Here is a 13,774-nt window from a genome sequence, read left to right on the forward strand (position 1 = left end):
TGTTTAACTAGGTGGCAGCACTATGATGCGATTTTTATTGGTTTGTGTACTCTTGATGTGTGCCATGCCAAGTACGGCTTCAATTACTGATTACGTAGTTAAACAATGGAACATTAAAGACGGACTTCCCTCACAATCCCTCAAAAGTGTGGTGCAAGATAACCAGGGCTACATGTGGCTTGGTACGCAATTCGGATTAAGCCGATTTGATGGTAACACTTTTACTAATTACAACACTCAAAATAGTCTGTTTTTACCCAGCAATGGCATCAATAAATTACTGATTGATGGTGAAGGCTTGTTGTGGATAGGCACGAAAAATGGCCTTGTGGTTATCGATCCTGAGAAGCTAACCGCACAAGAGTTTAATATTAAAGGCCCTGTTAGAGACATTCTTGAAGACTCTCAAGGCAGTATTTGGATAGCAGCTAATGGGCTCTATTATATAGACAGAGGCCAAATAGAGCTGCGCGACCAACTAAATAATCCCAGCCCTATTGTAAACGCTACTGCTATCACCCAAATAGTAGGGTCAGTCAGTAAAATGGCGCTCTCACCAGAGGGAATTTGGCTGGTTAACGACCGTAATTTATTACGCCTGACGCAAAGCGCGTCTGATTTTTCTAAATTGCGCTTAGAGCTTACCGCTAAAGTGGCCTTGCCTGATCGTTTAGCACAAACAATTGTTCACGACTTATCCTTTTTAAATGGCAATTTATATCTTGCTTCTGAGCTAGGCGCTTACTTTTTAGATTTAGATGATGAGCTACGCCCGTTTCCACTGCCCAATGCTAATAACTCAGCTGTGTATAAATTTATGAGCGACGGTAATGGCGGCTTGTGGGTATCAACCTATGGACGTTTATTGTTCAGGGCTAAATCTAATGATTGGCAGTGGGTTGAACCCAGCCAGTTAGATCAGAGTATTTGGTTTGCTGATATATTTAGAGATGATGAAAATAACATATGGTTAGCGAGTTTTAGTGAAGGATTATGGCTTGCTCACGAAGGGCGAATAGAGCGCCATTCTGCCATTTCTAAAATGACCGAAGCGGTAATGGCAATTAGTAAATCACCTGATGGTAAGTTATGGATTGCCAATAAAAGTGGCGTTGGCTATTTTGATGCCGATAAAACTTTTATTAATGTTATTAATAGTGCCAAGTATGGAAATGCCTCGGTGCATGACCTGCAATTTGATGGCGATCGCCTTTATGTTGCTACTGGCAGAGGCTTGTTTTTTTACGAGTCGAATACCTTATATAGTTTCCCTGCTCGTGCATTGAGCGATAACCCAGTTTTTGCAATTAGCACTTCAACTAAAGGTGGTTTTTGGGTAGGCACCGGACGAGGGTTATACCGTTTAAATTACAATGGTTTAAACCCTTTTGCGTACAATGCTTTTTTAGGCAGTAAGTTTGTAACCTATGTTTTAGATAAACCAAATTTTGGGGTTATTGGCACCAGTAAAGGCGCGTATTACTTTACTGAACGCGGGATAGAAAAAATAGGTGACCAAACCACCTTAGAAAGTGCGTATGTGACCAGCATTTTACATATAAAAGGGGTAGGCATTTTAATTGGCTCGCTTAACGATGGCCTGTTTTATCGCAGTGGACAAGGGCAATGGCAGCAACTAGACGCCGCCAATGGGTTGCCATATGGTTCTATATTCAGCTTAGAATACGATGACACCTCAAAGCGAATTTGGGTAAGCACCATGAAAGGGGTTTACCGCATGCCTGTTGAGCAATTTAAAGCCAACATCGAAAGCCTAAAAGTAGAAGAAGTGATCTCTTCATTTGACCGTCAGCTCGATGGTAAAGCCAGCCAATGTTGTAATGGTTTAGGCCATGATGCGGTGGTTGATATGGATAACTCTATTTGGTATCCCAGTTTGCAAGGCGTTGTAGAAATCCCTAAAGACGTAGAGTTATTTGGATTACGCTCACTTAAACCAACTATAGAAACCTTAACCACACCATCACGAAAGCTTGCAGCTGCTGCGTTAGGTGAAAAACCGGTTCTTGAGACCGATGAGCGTGATGTGACACTTACCTATACTGCGATTGATTATTACGCTCCGGCAAGTATTGAGTTTAGATATAAACTTAATGGGCTTGATAACGATTGGCGCTATGCAAATACCCGTCGAGAAGCAATTTATACAAATTTACCCGCCGGTATGTTTTTATTTGAATTAGAAACTAAACGCCAAGGTGAGGATTGGGGTAAAGCGCAATCAGCCGAATATGCGTTTGTTGTTCCTGAACGGTTTGGTGAAACCATCTACTTTAGATTACTGATCACCAGTGGTTTTGTACTGCTGTTTTATTTAGTGTTTTGGGTATTTAAAGTTCAAGAGCGACGTAAGCAACAAGTACTCGAAGGGCTTATTACTGAACGAACCCTAGAGCTTCGTCAAGCGAATGATAAATTAAACCAAGTAAATTCTCAGCTTAAACTTGTTAGTCACTCTGATGAGCTAACTGGGCTGAGAAGTCGTCGTTTCTTGTTTGATCAACTACCAAAAGATATTGAGCATTTTCAGCGTAATTCGCAGTCATTACAGGCTCAGGGCAAATCTTTGGTGTTATTAATTATTAATTTAGATAACTTTAGCCGTATTAATGATGCTTATGGCCCTATTGCTGGAGATAGCTGTTTACAACAAGTGGCGGCATTACTTAACTCCCGTACTCAAGGCTCTGATTACGTTGCACGTTGGAGTGGTGATGAGTTTTTACTGTTATTGCGTGACTTTAAGTGTAATTTAATCGACAGCTATGTGTCAGAGTTATGCCAAGCCATTGCCGATTATAACTTCCAGCTTCCGAACGGCGAAACAACGAGTATTACCTCATCAGTGGGTTGGTCTTTCTATCCGCTCCCCCTGTTAGGTGGTCAAGTTATTAGCTGGGAGACATCGATTAATTTAGCTGATATCGCATTGCATCAAGTTAAAAAACGCGGTGGCGATGGCGTTGCTAACATTACCTTTGATGAGCAATTAGATGCATTTGAGTTTGAGCAAAACCCGAACTTTGAACAGCAGATTGGCTTATTGCAAAGTAATGGCTTGGCCGACATTAAGGTGTGGATGCGCTAGAGATTATAAGTGAGCAACAAAAAAGGAGCCAATGGCTCCTTTTTTATTAAACACTATAAGTATTAGCTCATAAATGCTTTAATTGTAGTTAATATACCTTGTCCACCTAACCCCATTTCATCATGCATTTGCTGTTGTGTACCGTGTTTAATAAATTCATCCGGTATACCTAAGTTAAGTATTTTTACAGCCGCTTTTTGGGTAGCTAAATACTCATTAACAGCCGAGCCTGCACCACCAGAAATTGCATTATCTTCAAGCGTTACAATAATATCGTGGTTAGCGACAAGCTCATCAATTAACCCTGTATCAAGTGGCTTAATAAATCGCATATTAACTAAAGTCGCATTGAGCTCATCTGTGGCCAGTTGCGCGTTTTCAAGCAAGGTACCAAATGACAATATAGCCACCTTAGTTCCTTGTTTAATTACATTCGCTTTACCAATTTCGAGCTGTTGCATAGCACTTTGAATGTCTGCGGTGCCAGCACTACCACGCGGGTAACGCACGGCTACAGGGCAATCGGCTTGATAGCCAGTGTATAGCATTTGACGGCATTCGTTAGTGTCACTAGGTGCCATAATAACCATGTTAGGAATACAGCGCATAAAGCTTAGGTCGTAGGCGCCTTGATGGGTTTCACCATCGGCTCCGACAATACCTGCGCGGTCAATAGCAAATAATACCGGTAGGTTTTGCAATGCAACATCGTGAATTAGTTGGTCATACGCACGTTGTAAAAAGCTAGAGTAGATAGCAACAACGGGTTTTAACCCTTCACAAGCAAAACCTGCAGCAAGGGTTACAGCGTGCTGCTCTGCAATTGCGACATCAAAATATTGTTCTGGGTGTTCTTTAGAAAAGCGCACCATTCCTGAACCTTCACGCATCGCAGGGGTAATTGCCATTAGCTTGTTGTCTTGCTCTGCCATGTCGCACAGCCAATCACCAAATACACTTGAAAAAGTTGCAGCGCCTGGCTTAGATTTCGGCAGGCTTGATGTTGCAGGGTCAAATTTTGGTACGCCATGATAACCAATAGGATCGGCTTCTGCTGGTTTATAGCCTTTGCCTTTTTGGGTTTTAATATGCAGCAGCTGTGGGCCTTTTAAGTTACGCATGTTGCGTAGCGTATCTACAAGCATATTTACATCATGGCCATCAATTGGACCAATGTAATTTAGGCCTAATTCTTCAAAAAAAGTACCCGGGATCATCATCCCTTTAATGTGTTCTTCCATACGGCTGGCAAGTTCTTTTACCGGCGGTACACCAGAAAGAAGCTTTTTACTGCCTTCGCGGATGTTGGTATAAAAGCTACCTGATAAAATACGCGCAAAATGATTGGTTAACGCGCCGACGTTTTCAGAAATCGACATTTCGTTATCGTTCAAAATAATCAACATATCTGATTTAACATCACCTAAGTGATTCATCGCCTCAAAGGCCATACCTGCGGTAATTGCGCCATCGCCTATCACCGCCACGGTTTTACGACCTTTGCCTTCTTTTTGCGCAGCAATAGACATACCCAGCGCCGCTGAAATAGAGGTGCTTGAATGGCCAACACTAAAGGTATCGTATTCACTTTCGTCTCTAAATGGAAATGGGTGCAATCCATCTTTTTGGCGAATGGTGTGCATTTGGTCACGACGTCCCGTTAGTATTTTATGTGGGTAGGCTTGATGACCTACATCCCAAACCAAACGATCGTCGGGAGTGTTGTACACATAATGTAATGCAACGGTAAGTTCTACGGTTCCTAAACCAGACGCTAAATGGCCGCTACTTTGCGATACTGAATTGAGTAAGTAATCACGCAATTCATGGCTAAATGCAGGAAGCTTATCTTGTGCTAAGTCTCGCAAGTGGGCTGGTTCGTTCACCAAATTAAGTAATGGATACTTGCTGCTATCAAGTGTCATGGTTTTTTATATATCCTTCGCTAATATTAACTTCCCTCAAAAAAGCTAAGTTTAAGAGGCGGCTTAATATTTAGTAATAATTTTGTTCTAAGATTTAATACGTTTTAGCCATGTTTAATGGTCACGTTCAATTAAATAGTTTGCCAATGCTGCTAAGCTGGTTGTGTCTGCGTCAATATTAGCTAACGCCTCATGGGCTTGTTGTATCAAATTTAGTGCTTTTTGCTTAGCACCTAGCATACCTAATAAAGCCGGGTATGTCGCTTTATTCGCAGCAATATCTGACCCTTGAGGCTTACCTAAAGTTAGTGTGTCGCCCTCAACATCTAAAATGTCGTCATGAACCTGAAAGGCCAGCCCGATAGCATACCCAAAAGTAGATAAGTTATCTAAAGTGTGTTGGCTAATATTAGGGGCACAAAGTGCGCCCAAAGTAATCGCACAATTTATTAATGCGCCTGTTTTAAGTTTATGAATACGTTCTAATTCATCAACCGTAATAACTTTATCTGTTGCTGCAATATCGCGGCCTTGCCCGGCGACCATTCCTTGCAAGCCAGAAGCATGTGCTAATTCTGCAATCATTTTTAACTGAGCTTCTGTTGAGCATTTAAATGTGTGCTTAGCAATAAGCTCAAACGCTAAGGTTTGCAGTGCGTCACCTGCTAAAATAGCTTGTGCTTCACCATAGACAATATGACATGTAGGACGGCCACGACGTAAATCATCGTCATCCATAGCGGGTAAATCGTCATGCACTAATGAATAACTATGAATGCATTCTATCGCTGCTGCTAGCACATCTAAATCACGTTTTTCAGCACCGAGCATTTTGCCTGTGGTATAAACCAAAAAAGGGCGTAATCTCTTCCCGCCATTCATTAGACTATAATGTGTGGCTTCTTTTATAGTGTTGTCGCTTTCAAGAGGTTGTTCGAAATAAAGATTGAGCGTATTAGCTACGTCATCTTGAGCGAGCTTTATTTGTTCTTTTATGCTCACAATTATTCCATATCGTTATCAAATTGAGTAAGCGGTGCTTTTTCGTCATTACCCATTAATATCGACACCTTTTGTTCGGCTTGTTGAAGTTTGCCAGAAGACGCACTGGCTAATGCAATACCGCGCTCAAATTGCTTTAAAGACTGTTCAAGCGATAAATCACCTTGTTCCATTTCACTGACAATTGTTGTTAACTCTTCTAGTGCTTGTTCGAAACTTAAATTTTCAGGTTTTTTAGTCGCCATCTTTATTTTCAACTTACATAATAAATTTAGACGCCAATTTTAGGGGGAATGCTAAACTAGGTCAAAGAATGATATGGTTTTTTGATAGATAAATGCTGTTAATTGGGTTTTATTGCGCTTCTTAGTTATTTTTTAACATGTTTAAAATTGAGTGTTAGATAGATTGCGATAGTTGATCTAAAATAGATGAGCGCTTAACTTTTTCGGTTATCATAAAAATCACTTAAGTATTTCAGTATCTTGCCGATAAACAATTAATAACAACGCTTGCGAAGAAAAAATATAAAACCTTTGGAGGGAATGTGGATTTAGCAACCATTATTGGGATCCTTGGCGCAATTGGCTTAATTGTCATGTCCATGTTTATGAGTAGTAGCGGTGAAGTCGCTATGTTTTACAATACCCCTTCAGTGGTTATTGTGTTTGGTGGTTCCCTTTTTATCGTTTTATCTAACTTTACTATGTCGCAATTTTTTGGCATTGGTAAGGTTTGTGCAAAAGCGTTTATGTTTAAAATTGAACCCCCTGAAGCGTTAATAGAGAAAGCTGTCGAACTTGCTGACTCTGCCCGTAAAGGTGGTTTTTTAGCATTAGAAGAGGCTGAAATTCCAAATCCATTTATGCGCAAAGGCGTTGATATGCTTGTAGATGGACATGATGCAGATGTAGTGCGTGCAACATTACAAAAAGATATTTCCCTCACAACAACTCGTCATGAAATGGGTGCAAGCTTATTCAAATCGTTAGGTGATATTGCTCCTGCAATGGGGATGATCGGTACATTAATCGGTTTGGTGGCTATGTTATCAAATATGGATGACCCAAAAGCAATCGGTCCAGCCATGGCGGTCGCCTTATTAACAACGTTATATGGGGCATTTTTGGCGAATGTTGTCGCTATTCCTATTCAGGTAAAACTTGAATTGCGTAAAGACGAAGAAGCAATGAACCAGCGACTTATTTTGGATGCGGTATTAGGTATTCAAGATGGCCAAAACCCTAAAGTAATCGAAGGGATCTTGAAAAATTATTTGGCTGAGTCAAAACGCGCAGTAAACACTGAGGAATAATTATGTCTGATGAAGAGTGTAAATGCCCACCCCCAGGGTTACCTGCATGGATGGGGACATTTGCCGATTTAATGTCGCTATTAATGTGCTTCTTTGTACTCTTACTCGCGTTTTCTGAAATGGATGTGCTTAAATTTAAGCAAATTGCAGGCTCTATGAAGTTTGCTTTTGGTGTACAAAATAAAATAGAAGTAAAAGACATTCCAAAAGGGACATCTGTTATTGCTATGGAGTTTACGCCGGGTAAACCTGAGCCAACTCCTATAGAAACCATTCAGCAACAAACGGTTGAAATGACCCAACAAATGCTTGAGTTTCAGGCGGGAGATGAAAGCTCCGCAGGTGGACGTCAAGAGCAACGTGGTGAAAAGCGAGGTGGTGAATCAAGTAGTACCTCTGAGGAAGTTGCTTCAGCGCCTGCAGTTTCTGCTGCCGATCAAGAACAAATAAATGACTTAGTTAAAAAAATTGCACAACAGCTTGAAAAGCAAATTATTGATGGGGCTATTGAGCTTGAATCTTTAGGGCAGCAAATCATAATTCGTATTAGAGAAAATGGCTCGTTTCCATCGGGGAGTGCATTTTTACAACCACAATTTAAACCTATCATTCAAGATATTGGCCGATTACTTAAAGATGTACCCGGTGAAATTACGGTGTCTGGTCATACGGATGATTTTCAGGTTTCCAACGAGCTTTACATTAATAACTGGGATTTATCATCTAAACGCGCAGTTGCGGTAGCGAGTGAATTACAAAAAGTTCCAGGTTTTGATAAAACCAGAATGATGGTGGTAGGACGTGCAGAAACTAGGCCCTTAGTGCCGAACGATTCCCGCGAAGATCGAAGACGTAACCGCCGTGTAGAAATATCAATTTTACAAGGCAAGGCAAAAGAGTCAGCGCCAATTGATGTAAGATAGAATGACTTGGCTATGTACCTTTTTTAGCATGGAATGCAACATTCTTAACAAATGTAATGGGGCGAATATGTTAACTAAGTATTGTAGTATGCCTGGTAACGGCGATGGAACTGATGAAGATACAAAAGTTAAGTAAGGTTATTTAGTTTGCCTGAATGGTTTTTGTATTTTGTAAGTATATTAAGCAAAAGCTGGGTTCTTATTTTGAGTCCGGCTATTTTTATATTCTTTATCCTCAAAGATTATTTAGCTCTTAGGTTCGTTGTTATTACTGCCGCTTTTTCTTATTTGGCACTGTGACCTACTCAAGTTTAATGGCGTTTGATGATGGTATTTATATATACCGTTACCTTGTATGGGCATTAACAGATATTACTTGGATGGCACTTATTGCTTATTGGGGTCTTAAAGATAAAGTGCATTTGTGGCAATGTTTACTTGGGCAGCTTATTGTTATTGGTGCACCCATTCTTCAATTATTTCGCTTAGTTGACCGACACCTTTGGGATTTATCTTATAGCACTGTGATGTATCAAACATTTATGCCTTTAATAAATATTGCCACTGTTGTTGTCTGCTACCTGCCTCTTTTATATCTTTTTGTTAATAAGCGAAATAAAGCTTTAAGTTAGAAACTATAAAAATATCCCCAGTTTTAAACTGATATGCTAAACTACTGTTTATATGAACAGTGTTAGGGTGTGGTTATGAAACTTTATATTGCTGAAAAACCTTCATTAGGACGCGCTATTGCAGATGCGCTTCCAAAACCTCATAAAAAACACGATGGTTATATTGAAGTGGCGAATGGTGATTATGTGTCTTGGTGCATAGGCCATTTGCTCGAGCAAGCAGAACCTGATGACTATGACGAACGTTTTAAAAAATGGCAATTTGAGCATTTACCTATTGTGCCTGAACACTGGCAATTAAAAGCTAAAACAAAAACCCGTAAGCAGCTTACCATTTTAAAAAAGCTAATCAAACAAGCAACAATACTTGTACATGCTGGCGATCCTGACCGTGAAGGCCAGTTATTAGTTGATGAAGTTATAGAACAAGCAAAAATCAGCCAAGCAAAAAAACAAAATATTCAGCGTTTATTGATCAGTGATTTAAACTTAACTGCGGTAAAAAAATCACTCAACTCTATGCGGGCTAACCGTGATTTTATCCCTTTAAGTGTATCTGCTTTAGCGCGGTCTCGTGCTGATTGGTTGTTTGGTATGAATTTAACGCGGGCTTATACGCTAGCTGGGCAAAAAGCGGGCTTTGGTAATGTGTTGTCGGTTGGGCGAGTTCAAACACCTATTTTAGGTTTAGTTGTAAATCGTGATAATGAAATCGCAAATTTTGTATCCAAACCATTTTATGAAGTACTTGCTCATCTTGTTACACCTGAGCAGCAATCATTTACTGCTAAGTGGATACCGAGTAAAGCGTGCGAACCATATCAAGATGAAGAGGGCAGAGTACTTAATAAAGCCTTAGCCGAAAATGTGACTTCACGCATTGCTAATCAGCCCGCAAATGTAACAGCGCTTGAGCAAAAGCAAAAAAAACAAACCGCGCCTCTTCCTTATAACTTATCTGCTTTACAAATAGATGCTGCTAAAGCTTTTGGGATGCCAGCACAAAAAGTACTCGATATTTGCCAAGTTTTATATGAACGTCATAAATTAATTACCTACCCACGCTCAGATAACCGTTACTTACCGAGAGAGCATCACCAAGATGCACCTGCTATTTTAAAAGCGATAGCCGTAAATGGTGGGCAGTCAGTAGAGCTGGTAAATGAGGCAAATGCAAAACAACGTAGTAAATGTTTTAATGATGCAAAAGTGGCCGCTCATCACGCCATTGTGCCGACAGCTAAACAGTTAAAAAGTGTGAGTTTAGCCAATGATGAAGCAAAAATTTATCAGTTAATAAGTCGACACTATTTAATTCAGTTTTATCCCGACTACATTTACAACGAAAGCAAAGTAGAGGTAACCATAGCCGGTGGTTTATTTAAAGCAAGTGCAAAGCAAGATGTAAGCTTAGGTTTTAAATTGCTCATGGGTAAGTCGGAACTTAAAGAAGAAGCTACATTACCTTATTTAGAAAAAGGCATGGCACTTACTTGTACTAAAGGTGAAGTGGTGCAAAAGCATACATCTCCTCCGGCTCATTTTACCGATGCAACCTTACTTGCTGCTATGACGGGAATTAGCCGTTATGTAAAAGACCTGCAAATCAAAAAAATATTAAAAGAAACAGATGGCCTCGGTACAGAAGCAACGCGTGCAGGCATTATTGAGCTGTTATTTAAACGTCGCTTTTTAAAACGTGAGGGAAAAGCAATTAAAGCAACTGAAACAGGTCTGGCATTAATTAATGTATTACCAGAGGGATTATCAAGCCCCGACTTAACTGCAAAATGGGAGTCGAGTTTAGGTGATATTGCAGAGCAAGCAATGAGTTATCAGCAGTTTATACAACCTTTATTAGCCGATTTAACTAATTTTGTAAGTCAAGCGGCGAACTGCAATAGTCAGGCATTTGCACTGTTACCTAAAACGTCACCTAAAAAGCGCTTTGCCAAACGTACAAAAAAAGCGCCGTATAAAAAGTCGAGTTATAAAAAAAGCCCTGCGGTAAATTAATCGCAGGGCTTACATGTAGCGTTGAAGGTTACTGATTGAATAGTGCCACAGCGGCGTTACTCATTGCCTTTATTCCTGTAGGCAGTGCTACTTTATAATCAGGCGCAAATTTACTTGAATGTAACGAGGGCAGTGTTTCGTTATTTTTTATTGCCTTGGCGTACTGCTGTTGGTTAACGCCACCTAGCCAAAATAAGGTGATAGGAATATTTTCGTCGGTGCGCCCGTATAATCCAAAGTCTTCACCGGCCATTACCGCTTCTGTTTCGAGCACGTTTGCATCACCTATCGCACTTTTTATAGCGTTTCGAACAAGGTTAGTTTGTACTGGGTTATTGTAAGTTGATGGAATTGATTCATCTTCATGAACTTTCACTACAGGGTAGAGAGATTCCTCAAGGCCTGCACTTTGTGCTATACCTGCAGTAATACGTTTAATTGCCGCTATTTGTGCGTTACGTATATCTGGATTGTAGCTGCGTAGCGTAAGTTGTAACTTAACTTCATCAGAAATAACATTGTGTTTAGAGCCACCATGAATGGAACCCACCGTTATCACTGAAGGCTCAAGTGGAGAAAGCTCACGACTAGTAATTGTTTGTAGTGCAAGTATCGTTCGAGCTGCGATGATCACAGGGTCGATAGTTGTATGCGGGTAAGCACCATGGCCACCTTTGCCTTTTATATTAATATCAACAGAATCAACACTGGCCATGGTGTATTCATTTTTCATTGCCACTTTACCCGCAGCAACGCTAGCGCTTACATGCAAAGCAATAATATGATCTGGTTTAGCGTATTTGTTAAATAATCCTTCCTTGAGCATTGCTTTTGCACCACCGCCTACTTCTTCAGCGGGTTGAGCAACCATCATTAAAGTACCTTGCCACTTATTTTTATGCGTAATTAATTGCTCAGCAGTACCAATAAAAGAGCTCATATGAATATCATGACCACAGCCATGCATAACGCCAACTTCACTACCTTGATCATTAATTGTGGTAATAATTGATGCGTAAGTTTTGCCTGTTTGCTCTGTTATAGGCAGGCCATCGGTATCAGTTCTGATCATGACGGTAGGGCCTTGACCATTTTTGTAAATTCCGACTACACCATAGCCACCTACATTATCGGTTACGTCAAACCCTAATTTCTGAAGTCGTTCAGCGATTTTTTTACCTGTTTGCTTTTCCTTATATGACAATTCAGGTGATTGATGTAGGTCTAAGTAAAGTTTTTCTATTGCCGGCATGCTGGTATCAAGATCCAACTTAAGTGCTTGCGCATTCAATAATGGGCTGACTAATAAACACAATGCACTTACATACGCTAATTTCATATTTCCCTCACTACCTTCTATTGTATTTAAATGATTTAAACAGATGACTTGTAATTATTATCTTCATCACCATATAAAAACCTAAATAGATGAACATGGCAATAATTCAATGAGCAATATAGTTAGTCTTAACGCACAAAACCTTCAGCAAGTATTGGGTGAAACATCACAACAAAAGTTAGTACTACTTAACTTTTTTTCTCCACAAAGCCCTGAGTGTATTAGCCAAACAGCTATTTTAGATAAGTTAGCTGCTGAATACAGCAGCTATATAGTAGTCGCAAACTTAGACTGCGATGCAGAGCAGGCACTTGCCTCTCAACTTGCCCAACAAGTTGGATTGCAAACCTTACCTACTTTAGTGTTATTAAAAGACTCAGCTCCAGTTGATGTATTAGCGGGTGCTCAAACAGAAAGCCAAGTTCGTGATGCATTATCTAAACATTTACCAGCTCAACAAGACTTATTATTAGAGCAGGCTAAGCAAGCACTGATTAATAGCGACTTAAATGCCGCGTTTACTTATGCCAAACAAGCGTATGAACTTGATAGTCGAAATGCGAGGATTAAATTAGTACTGGCAGATATATGTATACAAATCCACAAACTCGATGAAGCCGCTGCGTTAATAGAAACAATAGATGTAAAAGAGCAAGATGCATACTTTAATAATATTAAGGCAAAATGTGAGGCCGCATTAGAGGCAACCGATTCACCGCAGATAAAAGAACTTCAAGAAAAAGTCGCTAAACATCCAAATGAACTTGATTTGCAAATGCAGCTAAGTAACCTTTTAAATGAAGCGGGAAGGAAAGAAGAGGCATTAGAAGCACTCTTTACTATCCTTAAAAAGGATCTTAACTATGATGAAGCCAAACCAAACTTCTTAGCAATAATCGCCTCTTTACCTGACGGCGATGCATTAGCCGCTAAATATCGCCGCAAGCTCTATAGTATTTTATATTAACGGCTATTAGAACCTTTATAAAAGCATCTAACTAAAGATGCTTTTTTGTTTTCTACATTTAAAAAGAGGATAAATGCAGGGTTATCCACAGGGGTTTGTGGGTAACGTGTGTGTCTAGGTGGGGTATCTTTGAGGTAAAAATTAAATGCAAAAAAGCCTTTAAAAACGCTTGCGTTAAAATCGATTCGCCCTATAATGCGACCCCACTGAGACGGCAGAGCGCAACGCATAGCGAGGCACGAGCTACTCAGTGAGTCGAGTAAAACTTAGTTCTGAAAACTTTCGAGTTTAAAAAAATTAAGTGTTGACAAAAAAATAGGAAAGCGTAATATACGCAGCCCTAGCGAGATAAAGTTAAACGCTTTAATCGCAACGTTCTTTAACAATATAAAGCAATCATCTGTGTGGGCACTCGTACAGATTGAGTTCTAACAGCCAAGCTACTTCGTTCTTTATTGAGCAAGTAACGAGGCAAACAAATTTAGAGTCTCAATTTAAACTGAGTGACCAACAGCAATAACTTACTTAGGTTTTACCTAAGGAAAG

The 13,774-nt window shown here is 40.0% G+C and carries 9 protein-coding genes and 1 pseudogene; 6 read left to right on the forward strand and 4 right to left on the reverse strand.

What is annotated here, in order from left to right; genetic code table 11:
* The first annotated feature begins 22 nt into the window (after window positions 1-22).
* Window positions 23-3,109, forward strand: coding sequence for a ligand-binding sensor domain-containing diguanylate cyclase (locus tag P20439_RS11110; RefSeq protein WP_008110210.1), 3,087 nt, complete (start codon window positions 23-25; stop codon window positions 3,107-3,109).
* A 62-nt stretch (window positions 3,110-3,171) separates the two neighbouring features.
* Here the strand turns inward: P20439_RS11110 and dxs are convergent, their stop codons facing one another.
* The 3 genes from dxs to xseB form a co-directional block, all read right to left on the reverse strand.
* Window positions 3,172-5,034: a 1-deoxy-D-xylulose-5-phosphate synthase gene (gene dxs / locus P20439_RS11115; RefSeq protein WP_008110208.1), complete on the reverse strand. Its 1,863-nt coding sequence runs from the start codon at window positions 5,032-5,034 to the stop codon at window positions 3,172-3,174.
* Window positions 5,035-5,148: 114 nt separating this feature from the next.
* Entirely contained in the window at window positions 5,149-6,036 is an 888-nt protein-coding gene (ispA, locus tag P20439_RS11120) for a (2E,6E)-farnesyl diphosphate synthase (protein WP_008110206.1), read from the reverse strand.
* Between the two features lie 2 nt (window positions 6,037-6,038).
* The gene (gene xseB, locus P20439_RS11125; protein ID WP_008110204.1) at window positions 6,039-6,281 is read right to left on the reverse strand and encodes an exodeoxyribonuclease VII small subunit; all 243 of its coding nucleotides are present in this window, start codon (window positions 6,279-6,281) and stop codon (window positions 6,039-6,041) included.
* A gap of 302 nt (window positions 6,282-6,583) precedes the next feature.
* On the opposite strand from xseB, the gene pomA reads away from it, so the two are divergent.
* From pomA to P20439_RS11145, 4 genes and pseudogenes are all read left to right on the forward strand, one after another.
* Complete coding sequence (pomA, locus tag P20439_RS11130; RefSeq protein WP_008110202.1) at window positions 6,584-7,351, forward strand: flagellar motor protein PomA; 768 nt, start codon at window positions 6,584-6,586, stop codon at window positions 7,349-7,351.
* 2 nt (window positions 7,352-7,353) lie between these two features.
* Window positions 7,354-8,274, forward strand: a complete 921-nt coding sequence (locus tag P20439_RS11135) for a flagellar motor protein MotB (RefSeq protein ID WP_008110200.1) — start codon at window positions 7,354-7,356, stop codon at window positions 8,272-8,274.
* A 147-nt stretch (window positions 8,275-8,421) separates the two neighbouring features.
* Window positions 8,422-8,906 (forward strand): annotated as a pseudogene (locus P20439_RS11140) (hypothetical protein).
* A 75-nt stretch (window positions 8,907-8,981) separates the two neighbouring features.
* Window positions 8,982-10,922: a DNA topoisomerase III gene (locus tag P20439_RS11145; protein WP_008466850.1), complete on the forward strand. Its 1,941-nt coding sequence runs from the start codon at window positions 8,982-8,984 to the stop codon at window positions 10,920-10,922.
* 28 nt (window positions 10,923-10,950) lie between these two features.
* Here P20439_RS11145 and P20439_RS11150 read toward each other — a convergent pair whose 3' ends face one another.
* The gene (locus P20439_RS11150; protein WP_008466852.1) at window positions 10,951-12,261 is read right to left on the reverse strand and encodes a M20 family metallopeptidase; all 1,311 of its coding nucleotides are present in this window, start codon (window positions 12,259-12,261) and stop codon (window positions 10,951-10,953) included.
* A gap of 109 nt (window positions 12,262-12,370) precedes the next feature.
* Here P20439_RS11150 and P20439_RS11155 point away from each other — a divergent pair, with 109 nt between their 5' ends.
* Window positions 12,371-13,228: a tetratricopeptide repeat protein gene (locus P20439_RS11155; protein ID WP_008466854.1), complete on the forward strand. Its 858-nt coding sequence runs from the start codon at window positions 12,371-12,373 to the stop codon at window positions 13,226-13,228.
* The last annotated feature ends 546 nt before the right edge of the window (window positions 13,229-13,774 follow it).

Source organism: Pseudoalteromonas sp. BSi20439, assembly GCF_000241165.1.
In the GTDB taxonomy this organism is placed as follows: Bacteria; Pseudomonadota; Gammaproteobacteria; order Enterobacterales; family Alteromonadaceae; genus Pseudoalteromonas.

Bases quoted from the DNA above. Each gene is read 5' to 3' on its own strand.
- dxs (WP_008110208.1), bottom strand. From the start codon at position 5,034: ATGACACTTGATAGCAGCAAGTATCCATTACTTAATTTGGTGAACGAA.
- xseB (WP_008110204.1), bottom strand. From the start codon at position 6,281: ATGGCGACTAAAAAACCTGAAAATTTAAGTTTCGAACAAGCACTAGAA.
- P20439_RS11155 (WP_008466854.1), top strand. From the start codon at position 12,371: ATGAGCAATATAGTTAGTCTTAACGCACAAAACCTTCAGCAAGTATTG.
- P20439_RS11150 (WP_008466852.1), bottom strand. From the start codon at position 12,261: ATGAAATTAGCGTATGTAAGTGCATTGTGTTTATTAGTCAGCCCATTA.
- P20439_RS11145 (WP_008466850.1), top strand. From the start codon at position 8,982: ATGAAACTTTATATTGCTGAAAAACCTTCATTAGGACGCGCTATTGCA.
- P20439_RS11110 (WP_008110210.1), top strand. From the start codon at position 23: ATGATGCGATTTTTATTGGTTTGTGTACTCTTGATGTGTGCCATGCCA.
- P20439_RS11135 (WP_008110200.1), top strand. From the start codon at position 7,354: ATGTCTGATGAAGAGTGTAAATGCCCACCCCCAGGGTTACCTGCATGG.